This is a genomic window from Vibrio sp. 1-1(7), assembly GCF_013048485.1.
In the GTDB taxonomy this organism is placed as follows: Bacteria; Pseudomonadota; Gammaproteobacteria; order Enterobacterales; family Vibrionaceae; genus Vibrio; species Vibrio fujianensis.
Genome location: NZ_VHSP01000002.1, coordinates 272,305 through 291,439, shown reverse-complemented (window position 1 = coordinate 291,439; position 19,135 = coordinate 272,305). Strand labels below are relative to the sequence as shown.

The window sequence follows — 19,135 nt, the reverse complement described above, 5'->3', positions numbered from 1 at the left end:
TCAGCCATCATCATTGAGGACAATGAGCAAAACATTTGTAGCTTCTTTATCCAACAAAATGCGATCAAATTAAAGAAGATGAGCGTGAGAGAAAGCGTAAAATATTACCGATCAGGTTGATTTGAGATTGGTAGACAAGCGGCATCAAGCGCCGATGAGGTGAGCAAAGTTTCACCAATAACACGATTACGGCCTTGATGCTTTGCTTGATAGAGTGCTTTGTCTGCTTGGGCGTACATACGCTCAAATTGAATTTCACTGGCTGGGAAGTTAGCCACACAATAACCAACAGAAATGGTTAACCAAGAACCATCGGGACTAGCACAATGTGGAATGCTTTCCTGTTCAACCGCTGCACGAATACTTTCTGCCAATTGATGTACTTTTTGTGCGCTATGTCCAACCAGTAATAAGACAAATTCTTCTCCCCCGATACGACAAAATTGCTCGCCATCTGACTGAGTGTGTTGGCTTAAAATTTTACCAATACGCATCAGGGCAATATCACCCTCTAAATGTCCATAGTGGTTATTAAACAAACCAAAATGGTCAATATCTAGTAATATAACGCCATAATCAACGGGCTGCACATCATACTGCTCACAGATTTGCTCCAATAAATGCGTCAGCATTCTTCGATTACCTAACCGCGTTAAAGGATCCATTTTCGCTAATCGTTCCAGCTTTTCATTCGCTTTCTGCAACTCTCGAGTGCGGTTATAGATCTCCTTTTCAAGGTTTGCATTTAACTCATTGATTGCTTGCTGTGCTTTCGCTCGCATCAATACTTCGGTCAGGTTTGAAGCAAACATACGAATCACCTCCCTTAACTGAGAAGTTAAAGGAGAGCGGCGAATTAAATTATCAACCGATATAAAAGCCAGTGGTACGTCGTTATCTGTTAGCATGGTCATCGCTGTCCAGCCGAATCCAACGATGTTATTGTCATGATAAATCGGCGCTGATTCTTTAAATACCACTTCATTAGGAGAAGCTTTAGCTAAAAGCACGATTTCATTGTCTTGCGCTGAGGTACGAAAATACCGTTCATCGACAATATTTCCTTGAATATCAGTGCCCCATGTACCTTGTAAGGTATGACATTTTTCATCCGTTAAAAAAACCGCCATGCGATCAATTCCCATCCGTTTTATCGCAAAAGCAACGGCGGTTTTACATACATCACTCACCGTTAAGCAACGTGATAGTTCGACCATACTGGCATGTAAGATACGAATATTCTGTTCTTGCCGTTTACGTAGGTAAATCTGAGCCAGTAAAGAAGAAAACGATTCCAACATCTGTTTTTGATAATCACTAATGGGCTGACGATGAATAAAATTATCCATGGCTAACCAACCAAACACCTCTTCCCCATCACGAAGCAATAACATACCGTTCCAGCCTTGCCCAACGACGGCTCCGTCAGTATAGAGTGGCGCGTCATCGACAATAACGAGTGTAGAATGCCCATCTGAAATCGCTTCAATGTAGCGTGCTTCTAATTGATGTAGGTCGTATTGGCTATGATGTTCACTAATGGTGACACCTTGCTCATTGGTTCCATAGGTTCCATAGGTTCCATAGGTTCCATAGGTTCCATTAAAGCAGCGTTTTTTCATATCCAGTAAAAAAAAAGCGACCCGATCAACACCTAGCTTATCCCTAACTGCTTCAACGGCAGCCCGATGAAGTGCATCCAAATTTTCCGGATTGGATAAAGTGATCGCAAGTTGATGGACACACTTCATATTCTCAATGAATGCTTCCCGCGCAGTAATTTCATCTCGATATTTGGCTTCTCGTCGATCACGCAGTTTAAATTCGGTTGCCGCGTCTGTTTCTGCTCGAATACACTGCCATCGAGCGGCCAGCAAGTGCAGACACTCTAACTCTCCCGCAGCCATCATCTGAGCGACACGCTGCTCATTAACGCCTTCTAACACAAGGTAGGCACGTCGCTCATTATGGTTATCTAACGTAAATAAGTAAGTTTCTTCAGCAATCAGTTGTTTATAATTCCATTGGCAAGGATTGGTCGCAAAGGGGATCAGTGAGTCCGATGAATCAAACTGAGCAGCCCAAGTCCAAAAGTCGTCTGGGTAATGGGTGACCTCTAAAGGCTGCCCTAATTTAAACAAACATTCAAAACGCTGAGTGACCGATGGAGGGTAAAAGACCAATATCGCCTGGGGTAAAAGTTGTTGCTGTAAAAAGGAAAACATAACGTCAGCCAGCATGCGATAATTTCGACAAGCCGAAAGCGGTTTAGAGAGCGTTCGAGAAAGCATGGTGGGCGCCTAAATCAAGTGACCTTGCTATAAAATTAGAAAATAGCACACGGTAACTCAATGGCTTATGTACTGCTCTGTTAACTGCGCCGCAAATCATGTAAACCGGTTTATTTATCTTAGAGCAGAGCAACATTTTTGAGAGGTTGTTTCCATTTTAATCCCCTTCCCTAGCAATAAAATCAACAAAAGTATCAATAGTGAGACACTCTCTCGTGATGCTTCCGTTTAATTAATCACGCTGAAATGGGTAAAGGGAGCCTAAGTCCATCAATTGAGTCAATTCATCCAAAGCGGTACGATTCTCGTTAAGTAATACAGGGTCAGCGAGATCAGCTTCCGTTAATCGATCTCGATAATGTTTTTTCACCCAACGGGTTAGCGAGTGATAGAGATGATCATCCAGCAAAGTATTTGGATTAGTGGCTGCCAATTCTTGTTGATTAAGTACTACCCTTAACCGCAAACAAGCTGGCCCACCGCCATTTGCCATACTTTCTCTTAAATCAAACGCTTTTACTTCATTAATCGGGCCACCGCTGCTAACTAAATCATTTAAATAAGCCCAAACACGCGTATGTTGCTGAGACTCCTCTGGTACAATCATCAACATCTTTCCATCAACTTTACTCAGTAACTGACTATTGAACAAATAAGTCCTCACGGCCTCCTCAACGGAGACGGTATGGTTTGGTACTTCAATCGGCACAAACTGACATTCAAACTGGCTTAATTGGCGAGTAATTTGCTCAAATACACGTGATTTATCAAGAAATGCATGCTGATGATAAAAAAGCACTGGGCCATTGGCCACGGCAATCACATCATTATGAAAGACGCCTTGATCAATCACTTGTGGGTTTTGTTGTACAAACACACAATGTTCATCCGCCAATTGATGTAGGCGAGCAATCGCCTCACTCGCTTCACGAGTATGACGCGCGGGAAAATAGCGGGGCTCAACACTCCCTCCCCATGCTTGCCGTCCATACACAAAAACTTCAACCCCCGGTTTACCATAATCAGCGCATAAACGATTATGGTTGGCAGCGCCTTCATCACCAAACTGCGCCTGCAAAGGTAGTGGTGTATGATGCACAAAGTGTTCTTTTGCTCGAAACGTCGCTTGTAAGGCTTGTCTCGTCGTTTCTACCTCTATCGAACGATGAAATTTATTGGTGAGATTTGCCACCGTAAAATGAACTTTATTATCCTGCGTATCAGCAGATGGAGAAACTGTTGCAGCATTCGCAACCCACATCGCCGATGCCGAACTCACGTTTGCTAAAAGGTACGGGGCTTTTTTTGCGACTTGGCCTAAAATATGCGCATCAGTGCCAGAAAAGCCAAGCAAACGTAAGCTATTGATGCAGGGCCTTTCTTGTGGAGGAAGCACCCCTTGCTTAAATCCGATATCGACCAGTGCTTTCATTTTTTTCAGCCCTTGCAAGGCCGCCAACTGAGGATTTGCCACTGCATGTTGATTCGCTGTAGAGGCGAGATTACCTAATGACAGCCCAGCGTAATTATGGGTTAACCCAACCAAACCATCAAAATTCACTTCATAAGTCGGCATTACCTGCACTCCTTTGACTAAGGTTCTATTCATCGATTTTATGGTGAACTGAATATCATTGAGGCGAATCATGCCATTTTACACCACCTGATGAATCTTTATTCTTCACCACACAACGGTGATAATAAAGTAAAGACTTAAAAAAACACAAATTCTTTAACAAAAAACAAACAACCACGCTGTTATTCATTCCTCTTCAGCCAAATACTTTGTTACCCGATCTCTTCCCATCAATATGCCTAAATAACGTTAATTAATAAGTTACAAAGTACCGCTCCTAAACCCGTCTCTATAGATTTAAGTCACCATAGGATGGAGACCAATGGACGTAGCGAATACTGCCGCACCGTCAAATAGAAAAAGTAATAGTGATTTTCATTACTGAATAAATGTGATGAAAGTCACCTCTTATACCGCTATACTCCGCGCTCGGTGGTTATCCGAACTCACCAATACAAGCTGTCATATGGAATAGTGAATGACCCTAGGAGGGGACCGGCTCGTTAACATTGCTTGTAAAGGTGCTTTATGAACAAACAAAGGCGACCGCATGGGTCTTTTATTTATCCTTCACTGCAAGTCAGTGCCGTTGCTTGTTTCTCCACTTTTATTTCTATCGCAACTCTTCCCTTTTTATTGACACAACTCATCGAAAACTATTATGAATATTCTTTTTAGCTTACTAGGCATGCTAGTACTGCTTGCTTTAGCGTACCTGCTGTCTGAACGACGCTCGATTATTAATTGGAAAACCGTTTCACGCGCCTTACTACTCCAGATTAGTTTTGCTGCACTAGTCCTCTACTTCCCATGGGGACAAGCGGCTCTAGGTGCATTGAGCCAAGGTGTCGCTAGCCTACTCGGCTTTGCCGATGTCGGAATCGCTTTTCTCTTTGGTGACTTAGCCAATACCGGTTTTATCTTTGCGATTCGGGTATTACCTATCATTATCTTTTTTAGCGCCATAATTTCTGCACTTTATTATTTAGGCATTATGCAGAAAGTGATCGCTTGGTTAGGCGGCGGCATACAGCGCTTTTTAGGAACCAGTAAAGCGGAATCGTTAGTGGCGACAGGTAATATTTTTTTATCACAGGGCGAATCACCATTATTAGTACGACCTTTTCTGCCTAAATTAACACGTTCAGAACTGTTTGCCGTTATGACGGGCGGCATGGCTTCTGTAGCAGGGAGTGTGCTTGGTGGTTATGCTGGCTTAGGCATCGAATTGAAATATTTGATTGCCGCAAGCTTTATGGCTGCACCGGGTAGCTTATTGATGGCCAAATTAATCGTGCCGGAAACCGAACAACCCGGCGATCAAACGGACGTACACATTGATGGTAGTGAACAAAGTAATGTCATTGATGCGCTAGCTAGTGGCGCGATGAATGGTATGAAGGTTGCGGTTGCGGTTGGTACCATGCTAATCGCTTTTGTCAGTGTCATTGCGATGGTCAATACTGGGCTGGAAAGCTTTGCCGAGTTATTCGGTATGCAAGGCATCACGTTACAATTATTATTGGGTTATGTATTTGCCCCTCTCGCTTGGATCTTGGGAATACCAGCGAATGAAATGGTACAGGCTGGATCTTACATCGGGCAAAAAGTCATTATGAATGAATTTGTTGCTTTTATTGATTTTATTCAAGGAAGAGAAACGCTATCAAGCTATACCCAAGTCGTCATTACTTTTGCGTTATGCGGCTTTGCTAATATCGGTTCAATCGCTATCCAATTAGGCTCTATAGGGGTGATGGCACCAGAGCGCCGCGCAGAAGTCGCAAACTTGGGCTTAAAAGCCGTTGTCGCAGGTACACTTGCTAACTTAATGAGTGCCTGTTTAGCTGGCTTATTTATTTCCCTTTAATATATCGAATAAGGAAGGCGTTGTCCTTCCTTATCGATGGCTTGGCCCGTATCAAGTCCCGTAAGTGTCAACCTGAGTAACAAGCCAAATTGCTAGTGCATCAAATGGGGAGAATTATCTCCAATAATAAAGGATCGTTCCGCATGATAATGCATTTTCGTCAACAAACTGTCGTTGCACTACTCACCAGTGCGCTCTTGATCTCATTTCCTGTGTCAGCAAGCCCCCCGCCAGATGCTCACTCACTAAGCTATCGCAATATTGTAGAAACCATGAGCCATAAGGAGGGTTTTCTTAACTTTTATCGCGATCAAATTACCGGTGAAACCTTGTTTTCTATCCACGAATCACAACTCCATCATCCGATGATTTATCTCGCCCAAAGCCTAGATGGTATTGTCGAAACGGGACATTTCCGGGGCAACTATCGTCAAACCCGCATCATCGAGTTTCGTCGCTATTTTGATAGAATTGATATCGTGGCATTAAATCCTCGCTTTCAATTTGACGTGAATCATCCGCTCTCTCGTGCAGCTAACGCCAATATTAGTCAAGCTACGTTGGCAACCTTGCCCATTATCGCCGAAGAAGAGGGAAATATTTTACTCAGTGCTGATCGATTATTCATTAGCGATGCGCTGCATAAACTGACCCCAACATTAGATAACCATTCAATAGAACAAGGTTTTATAATGGGCGATCTACTTGAGCATCGCTCACGTTTTAGTGCTGAACGTATCTACCCACGTAATGTCGATATCGTGGTAGATTACGTGTTTTTGAACAATGAGCCACAGCACTACTCTACCGCACAAGCCGATGCGCGGATCACTCAGATTCGGCTCCAGCATTCATTAATTGCTTTACCAGACAATAATTATCAACCCCGTGCCGATGATGCTCGTATAGGCTACTTTACACAGTCGTTTGATCGAATGACGGAGAGCAGTTGGGCACCTTATGGCGATGTCATTAATCGCTGGCACTTAGAGAAAAAACACCCCGAACAAGCGCTCTCCGAACCGGTCAAACCGATCGTGTGGTGGATAGAAAATACCACCCCCTATGAATGGCGAGACGCCATTCGTCAAGGTGTAGAAAGCTGGAATATCGCGTTCGAAGCTGCCGGGTTTAAACATGCTCTGGTCGTTAAAGAACAACCTGACGATGCTGAGTGGCAAGCTGGGGATATTAACTATAATGTCTTGCGTTGGGCCTCTTCACCTCAACCATCATTTGGCGGTTACGGCCCTTCCCTGGCCAATCCTTTAACGGGTGAGATTATTGCAGCTAACATTATGTTAGAACATGCCTTTTTGACTAACGTTTGGCGAACAGGGCAAGTGTTTGCACCACTAAAATCATCGCCCTCTCACATGGTTAACGGGCCACAGGTACATTGCTCTGCGGCTGATTCTTTACATCAAGGTTTGCTGATGGCAAACGCAACGTATGGCTTGCCTAGCGGGGAACAGTTTGCCAATAATGAGCGCTTACAGCAAAGTTTACGTCATTTGGTGATGCACGAAATTGGTCACACTCTTGGGCTAAGCCATAATATGAAAGCCCATTCATTATGGGATAATACCCAAATTCATGATAAATCGCTCACTAAAGGGGTCTTATCTGGATCAGTCATGGATTACGCACCGATTAACTTAGCACCAGTGGGTATTGTTCAAGGTGATTATTACAGTTACTCACCCGGGCCTTACGATATTTGGGCGATTGAATATGGTTACTCACCCGCACTGGCTGATGCTGAGCAAGAATCTCAACGTTTAGAGCGTATTCTCCAACGTTCTCATCAACCTGAATTGGCATTTGCTAACGACGCAGATGATATGCGTTTACCTGGAGTACATATCGACCCACGCGCAATGATTGGCGCACATAGCTCAGATCCCATTACCTATGCCACGCAACGTTTTGAGCTAATTAAACAGACTTATCCTCAACTGTTGCAAACAACCCGGGTAGCGGGCCAATCCCATCAGCAACTATTAAGCAGCGCTAATGTGTTATTTGACCACTACCTTAATCAGGCTAATGTGGTTTCGCGCTATATTGGCGGTATTTATGTCGAACGAGCAGTGGTTGGACAACAATCTGCCGTCAAACCGTTTACCCCGGTACCGCTCGCCGAGCAACAACGGGCGATGCGCACCTTAGCACGCTATGTTTTTGCCCCTGATGTCTTGCAAGAAATGATGCCGCTGCTCAATTATATGCAACCGCAACGACGCGGCTTTGAACGATACAATATGAATGAAGATCCAAAACCTCACCAGCGTTTATTTGTGATGCAGCAAATAATTCTCGATCATTTACTGCATCCGAGCGTCACGATGCGTCTGAGTGATAGCCAATTGTATGGTAATCAATACACTGTGAATCAAATGCTGAGTGAGTTAACTCAGGCTATTTTTGTCGATGCAAGACAGGTCAATACCATTAGCCAAATGTTACAAGTCAGTTATGTACAGCGCTTGATTGTAATCGCGAATCTCGATCCAGAAAGTGGAAGTGAACATGATTTTGTGACTCGATCTGAAGCCTTAGCTCAACTCAACGCAATTCGTAAAATGCGCATATCGAGACATGTGAGTGATGAAGTGAAAAATCATTATCAGTTTATTAATCAAATGATAGATAAAGCGCGAAAATAAAATACCCCAAAATGAGGAATGAGGGATAACCGACCAGAGAAAGTTTGAAGTGTTCGGCCCAAAGCCGTTAAGGTATACACCAGCGGCTTTGGGCCATTTTAATCTAGTGGCTTTGTTAAGCTAGTCGCTCAGCCGCTTAAAAGGTAAATGAAATATTAGCGGCGGCACCCAACTGGTTTTTACCCGCGTAATTTCCTGCAAGATCAAAACGAACCACACTGAACGGGCTAAAACCAATCCCCGCGGTAACCGTATTGTCTAAATTATCTTGTAGATCAACTTCATACCCTGCGCGCAATTGTGCCCAACCCCATGCATTACCCTCGACACCGAAACGCAAAAACTGAGTATCATCGATTTTTCCCTCAAAGCGTGATTGCTTGGTCACATCCATATCAATAGCTGCGGTGAAAAAATCCGATACATAGCCACCAGAAATGGTCACTTGAGTATCGAGTTTATAATGACTCTGATCGTTAAAAGTTGCGATGGTTTGACTAAAGAGATCTTTTACCGCAATACCCGCGCGATAATTGTCTTTAAAATAAACCACCCCTAAATCAAGATTAAAGGCGCTTTTGCTCACCTCACTCTGATCATAGTCGTCAAGATCAAAATCTTGCACACTAAACGTTTGATGGTACGTTTTAAGCTGTTGAACTTTTGGAGAAATACCGACAGCCCAATGATGGCCACGCGAGGTTATTGTCTTGGCTAGAGCAAGACCATATTCGGAATAACCGAATGCCATCAAGTCAACCGCAGAATTTTGGTAACGATCTTCGATATCAGCATCCTGACTTATCTGCGCATCGGCTTGAATTTCCACATAACCACGCGAGAAAAAATTCAGCGATATTTTATTCATCGGAATCGCGACTGCAACCCCCAAACCACCCGATACCGCAAAAGGTTTATTGGTGCTTAATTCATCTAAGTAACGACTTAAGCGGGCCTGATTCGCAGGTGATATATCCCCGGCTTCAAACGCTTTGATTGTATCTTGTAGATCATCAATCGTTGACAGGTTATCATCACTATCACGCAGATTAATCCCTACCGCAGGCAACAATACGCCAAAATCATCTCGACTTTGATAAACAGCCGTCAGCGCGGGATTATAAAAAGGCGCTAATAAGTAATTAGAGGTTGTTACCCCAGTATTTCCCATTGCATTCCCTCTCGCATCAGCCACCATATTTGCTGCATAGCTACTGCCACTCATCAATACGCCCAGCACCACTGCCAGTTGTGTGTATTTTTTCATATTCTTTACAATCCTGAATTAAAAACTCATCCATAAGATTAATACATTCGAGACAGGAGAGGGATAAAAATCGAGATTCGTGTCTAAAAAACTAAGAGGCTTCACGGCTCGGTTGAACACGGCGGTTGGTGTCTCCAGAACCTCGCTGAAACTTCGGCTTTATTGCGCTTCTCGGAGTATGACGGCGCTCAGGCTGGCTAGTCCGGTTTTTTCTCCCCTCTGGCGTACCTTGCGCCGATTTCACTTCTGGCAATACAGAGGTGAGATTTTTCAACTTTTTCGGTTTTTTAGGTTTTTTCGCACGCGTATCTAATTTGGACTCTGGCAATGCATTCACGGGTTCAAAACCAGTTAGCGTTATCCGAGTTAGTAACGTTTGAGTTAAACGTTCAATGGCAAATAATTCTGGAGCTTCTACCGCGCAGACAAGGGAAATCGCTTTACCGACTTCACCAGCTCGGCCCGTTCGGCCAATGCGGTGCACATAATCTTCGGCAACATTAGGCAGTTCAAAATTGACCACTTGCGGCAACTGAGGAATATCGATGCCACGAGCAGCAATATCTGTCGCCACTAATGCCCGCACTTCACCAGATTTAAAGTTCGCCAAAGCTTTAGTACGAGCGCCTTGGCTCTTATTTCCGTGAATCGCCGCCGCGGTAATCCCTTGCTCAGTTAGATAAGTTGCAAGGCGGTTTGCACCGTGTTTGGTGCGCATAAACACCAAAACTTGCTGCCAATTCCCATCATTAATTAATTTCACCAACATTGGTGCTTTCTTTTTTACATCAACAGGATAGATACATTGCTCAACGGTTCTGGCCGTAGAGTTCGCTGGACTAACTGAAATTTCAATCGGATTATTTACAAGCCCTTTCGCCAGTTGACGAATTTCGCTGGAAAACGTCGCAGAAAAGAGTAAATTTTGTCGTTTTTCTGGAAGTAATGCTAAGATTTTACGAATATCACGAATAAACCCCATATCCAACATACGGTCGGCTTCATCGAGGACTAAAACCTCTAACTGATCAAATTTCACCGCATTTTGATGATATAAATCCATCAAACGTCCCGGCGTGGCCACTAATACATCCGCCCCTTTGCGTAAACGCAGCATTTGCGGGTTAATCTTCACTCCGCCGAATACCACAGCACTGGTGAGCGGTAAATGACGTCCATACATAAAAACATTATCTTGGATCTGTGCTGCTAATTCACGGGTTGGGGTTAAAATCAAAGCGCGAACTTGATTACCTCGAACCCGCGGGCCTTTCGATAAACGTTCAAGAATTGGTAATGTAAAACCCGCTGTTTTACCTGTTCCGGTCTGAGCTGCCGCCATGACATCTTTACCTTCTAATACCGCAGGAATCGCCTGCTGTTGGATAGGAGAAGGTGTATCGTATCCTTTCTCTTGAATTGCTTTCAGGATTGGTGCAGACAGACCAAGCGAGGTAAAACTCATATATAATTCTCAATAGTAATATAAATAAACAACGTGGCATGGCCACGAAAGGCGGCCATTCTGAGGCCTTTACGATTGAGTCGCAACCGTTAATTGCCTATCAACCGAAACGCCTTGATCATGTCATCAGTAAAGCCTGACGAATTTTCGTCAACCTGACGCCACTAACAAACCGAAAAGGATCCAATTAAATGATTATTTGTATTTTTTATTTCGCCTTTGCAAGTTTGCTCACAATAAGTGAAATGAATACAAGTATCGACATTGGCTTTAGCTAAAACATGCCGAGTCAATACATCACTATTTAATTGATGGATATCAGAACTCCAGTGATGTTGATTAACAAAGAAATGAACAATCATTGATGAACTTCGATTTTTTTACTTTTATTCATGGTATTTTGTTGTGATCGCTGTTGAAACCAAAACCGTTTACGACCAATAGAACGAGACATAAGCATCCTTAGCTTTTTAAGCATTTTAAAGCGATATAATTATATAGCTCGCTCTAAAATATTTAATAAAATAAATCTATTTATAATAATGCAACGAAGAAAATAAGGAACGTAACGACAAAAACACAGAGGTAGATGTAAGAAATGTTTAATATTTTTATGGTGTGTGTATAAATAAAATTATAGCAGTCAATATGGGTGCCAATAAAATTACTTTATTAACACCCTACAATACGATTATAGAGCAACAACGTTCGCAGCTTGAAGACCTTTCTGGCCTTGCTCTACATCAAAAGAAACTTTTTGACCTTCAGTCAAGGTTTTAAAACCTTCAGAAGCAATAGCACGGAAATGAACGAATACGTCAGCATTGCCATTATCTTGAGTTAAAAAGCCAAAGCCTTTCTCTTCGTTAAACCATTTTACTAAACCAGTTGTTTTATTAGACATATGTGTCCCTTAATTTAAAATTCATAAAATATACCGCAAAATGCGATGCACTGAGCTTGAATTATTGAATGTAACGATGAAGCTAAGGGAAACACTGAGGATTGCAACGGTGACGAAGATATTCTGAGGGTTTTACTACACTTTATTTTTCATTAATAACTCTGAACAACAGAGCGAAGCTATTATTAATCAAATAGTCTATGATGTAAAGCATTATTTAAATGCTTTATTGCTATCCCCAAACAACGTGGAGTTGCAGGTCGGCGGCAAATGAGTGATAAATTTGTCTGGCACAATTTTGAACAGCCGTAGGCTGGCCTTTGATGAGAGCCACCGATGGCTCTCATCATCCCCATGAGCACCGGTTTTATTAAGTTGAACGCCTTACGCTCACCTTGTACTAAATGGGGTTTGTTCAAGAAAAACCTGAGGGGAAGAACCAAACGCTTTTTTAAAAGCTGCCGTAAAGTTGGATGGGTGTAAATAACCTGCTTCATAAGCCGCCTCGGTAATCGTCACTAAACCGCGTTCTAGTTTCTGACGCGCGAATTGCAGACGACGATGGCGGATGTAGTGTGCCATCGTCATATTAAGGCGATATTTAAACTTTCGCTGCAAAGTAGAGACGCTCATCGCATGTTGGTCTGCAAGCTTAGCCAAGCTAAGCTCATCGTAGAGATGCTGATCAATGTAATGTAGGACATCGTCAATGACACTTTCTGTTGGCTCATCGCGAGGTAACGCTGAACGATGATCAACCGTCGCTAGCGAGCACTGTAGCATGACGTCTTGGATCAATCGCCAACTCATCGCCTCTCGGGTAATATGCCAACTGAGCGTTTGCGACTCAGGCTTATTAAGCAAGTTCGCTACAGTTTGCCAGCTATCGGTAGCCAGCATCAAATGCGTGAATACTTTATCTTGTTGAATAAAATGATGCAGCGGGCACTCTTGGACTGCAAATGGTTGTAATTTGTCCTGCGGTAAGGTGATGGTGAGTTTACGTACTTGCATATCTTGATGTAGGCGACGATGGAAAATACAAGGCTGCAATACATTCACCATCAACGCTTGAGGCTCAACATTAGCCGACAAATTAAACTTAAGATCGTCATAAGCAAAACTTAACGTTCCTTCCATTAAAAGGATTATCACCAAGGCCGGTGCACTGGTCGTCACCACATCACAATCAATCAGTTCATGACTACAACCGCCATGCAAGGTAAACCCGCTTGGGCTGGTGTATTCAATAAATCGACCTCGCGCTATTACGGGCTGATTGGATTGCTGAGCAATGATGACCTCATCCTGATCGGTGATGACATGACGCGCTAAAGTAATCGTTTGTCGTATTACTTGCTGAGCAGGCCTGTGCTTGTTTTCCATAACTGATGTGCGATTTTGCATAATCTGTTCAACTTTTTTCTCGATGGCTCTCAATTTAACATACATGCGAATTATTATCATTTGTATTTTTGAGGACTAAAGTCAGTATGGATATTTGCAATAAGTCAGCGTTATGGCTTGCCATCACCGCAGCAATATCAACCCACGCCCTTGCTCAACAAGAAACCGCACCAGATCAGAACAATATTGTCGTTTGGGGAACCAAAGTATCAAGCAGCTCAGAATCGCTGACGACCGATGATTTATCACTCAAACAAGCAGATCATATGTCAGATTTGCTACGTGATATTCCAGGTGTCGACGTCGGAGGAACACACTCAGTGAATCAACGAATCAATATTCGTGGCTTGGGTGAAACCGATCTAGATATTCGTCTCGATGGCGCTTCTCAACATGCCAATATGTTCCACCATGTCGGTAACTTAACCTTGAACCCTGATATTTTAAAATCTGCCAACGTTCAGGTCGGTAATAACTCCGTCACTCAAAGTGGTCTTGGCGGCGCAGTCTATTTTGAAACCAAAAATGCCAAAGATTTGTTGGTAGGAAGTGAAACGTTCGGTACTCGCGTGTTTGGTGGTTATTCTTCTAATAATAGCCGACAAGGCTCCGTGACTGTTTATGGTCAATTGAATCAGACTATCGATGCACTGATATATGTTCAAGGCATCTCCCGCGGTGATTTCAAAGAGGGTGATGGTCAAAAAACCTTTGGTGTTGAAGGGGATACCTATAATGTTCTTGCTAAAATCGGTTTTGAGCCAAGCGATGGACACCGTTTCCAGCTTGCTTATGACGCGTATCGTGATGAAGGTGATTACCGGCCACGAGCTGATATGGCGGGCAGCGCAAATGAAGGTTTGAGTCAAAATCGTTTAATTCCAACCCATTATGATCGCGATACCATTACTGGATCATATGAACTGAAGACAGCACAACACCAAGGTAAAGTGACGCTCTACAGTAGCCAAACCAAAATCGATCGTGATGAAAGCGTGATGGCTGGCGCTTGGCCAAGTAACCGCGTATCGCGCAATACCGCCACAAATCGCAATGTGGGTATTAATGCTCTCTTTCAGTCAGATTATCAACTGGCCAATCTTCGTAACCAAATTACCTACGGGATGGACTACATCGATCAAACCAGTAAAGCCAGCTATGGCAATACATCCTTTATGAAAGAATCAACGATTTCTACCGCAGCATTTGCAGAAAATAAATTATACGCCACTGAGGCTTGGTCACTCACTGGCGGCCTACGCTTCGATGACTTTCAACGCAAGGCCGTTACCGGTAAAAAAGACTTTGACCGGTTAACTTGGTCACTCGGTACAGAATGGGATGTGAATAGCAATTGGACTCTATTTGCCAATGCCCGTTCACTATTTAAAGGCCCAGAACTACTAGAGACTTTTGTTCGCTATCAAGATATTACTTATCTAGCGGATAACATCAAAGCAGAAACTGGTCTCAATACGCAAGGAGGTGTACGCTTTGACAAACAGTTTGGCGAACACTTCATCGGTACAAACCTTACCCTATTTAAAACCAAAATTAATGACCATATTCGTACAGACAATAATTACCTCATCAGCAATGTCGGTGATGTGGAAGTGAAAGGTTTTGAACTTAGCACCACCTACACTTATCAAGCCTTGAGCACAAAGCTTGCGTACGCTCGATCAGATACCAAAGATTTAACCAATGGCGGGCCATTACTCAATGCGGATGACACCAGTGCCGATATGGGTGACAGCATAGCGCTAACACTGAGCTACCAAGCTGATTCAATTGATACGCTATTTGGCTGGAACTCTATTATCGTCTTAGATGAAGATAACGTGGTTCAAGGTAGCGCGAAAAAAGAAGGTTACGATGTGCACAACCTTTATGCGCAATGGACGCCATACACGGTACCAAACTTAGTGCTGACCTTCGGTATCGACAACGTATTCGATGAAACTTATACCTCTCACGCATCACGTCTTGGTGCAGCACGAGGTTTCACCTTGGATGATAAAGAACCAGGCCGTAGTTATAAATTATCCGCCGCTTATCAATTCTAATTTTTGAGGCACCATAAAAGCCCGTACCGTGCCGGTTTCTTGATCTAGAAATGTGATCAAGAGACCGGCACGGGGCGGGCTTTTTATGCGAGGAGTTTAACCATATCTGATCAATCAACATTCTGGACACATAGCAAAATACTTCATGGTGTTATGTCGCCATTTTGCGTGTAACGTGCCGATAATATGAGACAAATTCAAGGCCGCGTTGATAATGAAATCCGTCTTTGTTGCAGATACACCGATATATCAACATAGTCCTCAACCGCCACTAACACGTTACACGATTTTCGGTTGTCCATCTGAAGCCGTCGCGCCACCATCAACCGGTAAATTCACACCATTGATAAATGAAGCATCATCACTGGCTAAAAATGCCACTACCGCTGCTATCTCTTTGGGGTCAGCGGCTCGCCCTAGTGGGATACGTTCATTAAATTTATCTCGCACTGAATCCGACCAAGCATTGGTCATATTGGTTTTCACTAAGCTTGGGCATACCGCATTAACACGAACACCGTCTAAACCATGATCTAGTGCCATCGCACGCGTTAAATTGACGACAGCGCCTTTCGTTGCACAATAGAATGCAGCGCCCCAGTCACCACCTAGACCAGAAACTGACGCGGTATTCACAATGCAGCCACGGGTTTTCAATAACTCTGGTAAGGCAAATTTCGCGCAGTAAACCACCCCATCGATATTGACTGCCGAAATTTTCTGCCAGTCTTCTACGCTACATTCCAGTACCGTTCCGGGAATATGAATCCCCGCGTTGTTAACTAAAATATCCAGTTGACCAAAGCGCTCAACGCAGGCTTGAACCAAGGCGGTCACTTGCTGGGCATCGGATACATCTACTTTCTGCGCGGCAACACGAGCCTTATCAAAATGCTCTAAAGCATTCAGCAATTGCTCTTGATCCCAGTCAGCTAGCATCAACTGAGCGCCTTCATCATACAAACGCTGTGCAATCGCTAAACCAATGCCATTAGCGGCACCGGTGATGATCGCGACTTTATTGGTTAACCCTTTCATAGCAAAACTCCTTCATGATTGATTTGAAAAATAGGATCTTGATGCTGCTCACTACGAGCCTGCATTAATTTGTAGTTATCTGAATAGTCCACTGGAATCGCGACAACTGCTGGCCCTTCGACTTCCATGGCTTGGCGAAGGATAGGCATTAATTGATCCGCTTGGGTCACAGCAAATCCATGCGCACCAAACGATTGCGCGTAAGCTTGAAAATCAATTGGGCCAAATTTTACCCCCGAGCTGCGTTGATATTTTTGTTGTTCCTGCATTTCGACCATGTTGTAAGCATGATCAACCCAGATAATATGCACAATATTGCATCTTAAACGCACTGCGGTTTCTAACTCCATGCTCGACTGCATAAAGCCACCATCACCAGAAACTGAAACCACTTTATGTCCCGGTTTTAATAGGCTCGCGGCAATCGCCCAAGGTAGCGCAACGCCCATGGTTTGCTGACCATTCGAAACTAACATCTGCCGAGCTCGAAAGCAGCTTAAATAGCGCGCAATCCAAATATGAAAACTCCCCATATCAAGGCACAAGGTCGTATCGGGGGTAATGATCGCCTGCATGATTTTAATCAAGCTCAGAGGATGAAAACCCGCCGCTTGCTGCCTAATTGGATAGTTTTTTAGAATATGCCTTTGCTGCGTGACTTCTTCTAAAATCGATAATGCCTTGGGTGATAAACAAGCAAATTCGGTCATCTGTGTACAGAGAGCTTGTAACGTTGCTCCAATATGACCAACCACTTCAATGCATGGTTGGTAATACTGTTGGAACTGTGCAGGTTCAATATCAATATGGATAATCGGACAACGACGCGTATTCCACAGTTCTGGGTCGTATTCGATGGGGTTAAAGCCAATAGTGATGATTAAATCCGCTTCTTGCAGTAACACATCTCCTGGTTGGTTATTGAACAATCCGACGCGGCCAGCAAAATGGTGATAATAGTTAATATCTACCGCGCCTGCCGCTTGATAAGTCCCCACTACCGGTAACTGCATTTTTTGTAAAAATCGACTGATCATAGAGGCGGTCATTTGATCGCTTGCATGTAGGCCAAGCAGCACCACACAACGCTGTGCTTTACTGATCCGATTGGCAACCTCTTCAACCGCCGTTAAATCAGAATAGCCCGTTGGGCGATAGCTGGGAGGGATGACTAAATCGGTTTTCGTTTGAGCACTTAACACATCTTGCGGAACACTAATAAAACATGCCCCTTGACGACCAGACTCGGCAATTCGAAACGCATTAGCCATGATTTCACTCGCCGCATCAACATGTTGGATCTCTGCGCTGTATTTGGTTACCGAGCGAAAAATGCTCACGGTATCCATACTCTGGTGAGTCTGTTTTTGCTGGTAAGTTCGTTTTACCGCACCACCAATAGCCAACATCGGATCGCCCTCGGCATTGGCCGTTGCAACACCAGTCACTAAATTTCCACAGCCCGGCCCTGAGGTCGCCAAGGTGACTCCCGCTTTACCGGTTAAACGGCCCATGATACCCGCCATAAACGCGCCATTGGCTTCATGTCTGACCGGGATCAGTTGAATGTGGGTATCTTCAAATGCGTCAAATAACCGATCAATTTTCGCGCCGGGTATACCAAACACATAACGAACACCTAAGGTTTCTAACTGTTGTGCAATTAACTGCGCCCCATTGCGCAAGGCATGATGAGATGACATAACCTTTCCTTTTTGACTGACAGAATGGTGGATTATTTTTCAGCCGCTTCGATGGCGGAATGAAGATCTTTTGGCATCAAATCAGCACCAAGAAACTCACTTGATACCGGCATATCAATCACTAAGCGCGACACACGACCGATTTGTAAAAAACCCGACGCAACGACATAATCTTGAACATGACCGCCCCCTGTTCTCGCTTGATCAATAAAGTGCTCATGGTAACCGGGGACATTAATCCCCGTGGTATATCGTGGGCTACGAAACCCCGCCATCACCCCCGATTGATGTTCAAAATGAAACATGGGCTGCTGTTTGATTGCTTCGAGCATCGGCCGATAAGGGCGCTGCTGTTTAGGAACGGTGCGGGTTTGGACGAATGGAAAATCCCCTTCAAGCCGAATCGCGCAAAATACATTGTCACTAGGCACCAAGCGATCGATAAGCTGATGCACTTCCTGACGGGTTAACGTGTCATTAATGGGTAATTCAATGTCTGGTTTAAAGAAAGTAAACACCGCAAACGGCGTTTTTTGATCAAGTTGAGCAGGATGCGCGGAACCATTGGCGTGCAGTTGGAAAACCTGACGATCAAAAGCGATCAATTCGCCATCCAATTGATTAAATGTCCCTAATCCGAAGTCTCCGTGTTTAAGCAGTTCGGCAATGGTTGTTGAACCTTCATAAACACCGGCAATTAAGCCGCTCATCAGCGAAGTTTGATAAATTTCTCCTTCTCCTGAGCCTTGCTGATAGTGAGAAAATTGTTGTGCAATCTGCTGAGGACAAGAACAGACCGCAGAGATAAAACGTTGCATCATTCAACCCTAATATGAACCAAAGCGTATATTTAGATTGACTTCATGCGCACAACAAATC

General features: G+C 43.8%; 12 protein-coding genes. 3 read left to right on the top strand and 9 right to left on the bottom strand.

Annotated features, from left to right (window positions below; genetic code table 11):
- Positions 1-104: 104 nt before the first annotated feature.
- Together FKN05_RS09365 and astB are read right to left on the bottom strand one after the other, a co-directional pair.
- Positions 105-2,291, bottom strand: a complete 2,187-nt coding sequence (locus tag FKN05_RS09365) for a sensor domain-containing diguanylate cyclase (protein ID WP_170887375.1) — start codon at positions 2,289-2,291, stop codon at positions 105-107.
- A gap of 232 nt (positions 2,292-2,523) precedes the next feature.
- Positions 2,524-3,867, bottom strand: coding sequence for an N-succinylarginine dihydrolase (gene astB / locus FKN05_RS09360; protein WP_170887374.1), 1,344 nt, complete (start codon positions 3,865-3,867; stop codon positions 2,524-2,526).
- Between the two features lie 661 nt (positions 3,868-4,528).
- On the opposite strand from astB, the gene FKN05_RS09355 reads away from it, so the two are divergent.
- Together FKN05_RS09355 and FKN05_RS09350 are read left to right on the top strand one after the other, a co-directional pair.
- Positions 4,529-5,737 carry a NupC/NupG family nucleoside CNT transporter gene (locus FKN05_RS09355; RefSeq protein ID WP_161427833.1) on the top strand — a complete coding sequence of 403 codons (1,209 nt, stop codon included), beginning with the start codon at positions 4,529-4,531 and terminating at the stop codon, positions 5,735-5,737.
- Positions 5,738-5,880: 143 nt separating this feature from the next.
- Positions 5,881-8,406, top strand: coding sequence for a zinc-dependent metalloprotease (locus FKN05_RS09350; RefSeq protein ID WP_170887373.1), 2,526 nt, complete (start codon positions 5,881-5,883; stop codon positions 8,404-8,406).
- A gap of 136 nt (positions 8,407-8,542) precedes the next feature.
- Here FKN05_RS09350 and traF read toward each other — a convergent pair whose 3' ends face one another.
- The 4 genes from traF to FKN05_RS09330 form a co-directional block, all read right to left on the bottom strand.
- On the bottom strand, positions 8,543-9,673 hold the full coding sequence (traF, locus tag FKN05_RS09345; protein WP_099611015.1) for a conjugal transfer protein TraF: 1,131 nt from the start codon (positions 9,671-9,673) through the stop codon (positions 8,543-8,545).
- A 91-nt stretch (positions 9,674-9,764) separates the two neighbouring features.
- The gene (locus FKN05_RS09340) at positions 9,765-11,138 is read right to left on the bottom strand and encodes a DEAD/DEAH box helicase (protein ID WP_099611014.1); all 1,374 of its coding nucleotides are present in this window, start codon (positions 11,136-11,138) and stop codon (positions 9,765-9,767) included.
- A 691-nt stretch (positions 11,139-11,829) separates the two neighbouring features.
- Entirely contained in the window at positions 11,830-12,042 is a 213-nt protein-coding gene (gene cspE / locus FKN05_RS09335; RefSeq protein WP_099611012.1) for a transcription antiterminator/RNA stability regulator CspE, read from the bottom strand.
- A gap of 390 nt (positions 12,043-12,432) precedes the next feature.
- On the bottom strand, positions 12,433-13,509 hold the full coding sequence (locus FKN05_RS09330) for a helix-turn-helix transcriptional regulator (protein WP_099611011.1): 1,077 nt from the start codon (positions 13,507-13,509) through the stop codon (positions 12,433-12,435).
- Positions 13,510-13,535: 26 nt separating this feature from the next.
- Between FKN05_RS09330 and FKN05_RS09325 the strand changes: the two genes are divergently transcribed.
- Complete coding sequence (locus tag FKN05_RS09325) at positions 13,536-15,515, top strand: TonB-dependent siderophore receptor (RefSeq protein WP_099611010.1); 1,980 nt, start codon at positions 13,536-13,538, stop codon at positions 15,513-15,515.
- Between the two features lie 279 nt (positions 15,516-15,794).
- Here FKN05_RS09325 and budC read toward each other — a convergent pair whose 3' ends face one another.
- Genes budC through budA form a run of 3 tightly spaced genes read right to left on the bottom strand, consistent with a single transcriptional unit; the run spans position 15,795 to position 19,074 of the window.
- A complete protein-coding gene (budC, locus tag FKN05_RS09320) occupies positions 15,795-16,553 on the bottom strand; it encodes a meso-2,3-butanediol dehydrogenase (RefSeq protein ID WP_099611009.1) in 759 nt (252 codons plus the stop codon).
- Positions 16,550-18,256, bottom strand: coding sequence for an acetolactate synthase AlsS (alsS, locus tag FKN05_RS09315; protein ID WP_170887372.1), 1,707 nt, complete (start codon positions 18,254-18,256; stop codon positions 16,550-16,552). Before alsS ends, budC begins: the two co-directional genes overlap by 4 nt.
- Positions 18,257-18,288: 32 nt before the next feature.
- Positions 18,289-19,074: an acetolactate decarboxylase gene (budA, locus tag FKN05_RS09310; RefSeq protein WP_099611008.1), complete on the bottom strand. Its 786-nt coding sequence runs from the start codon at positions 19,072-19,074 to the stop codon at positions 18,289-18,291.
- Positions 19,075-19,135 lie beyond the last annotated feature (61 nt).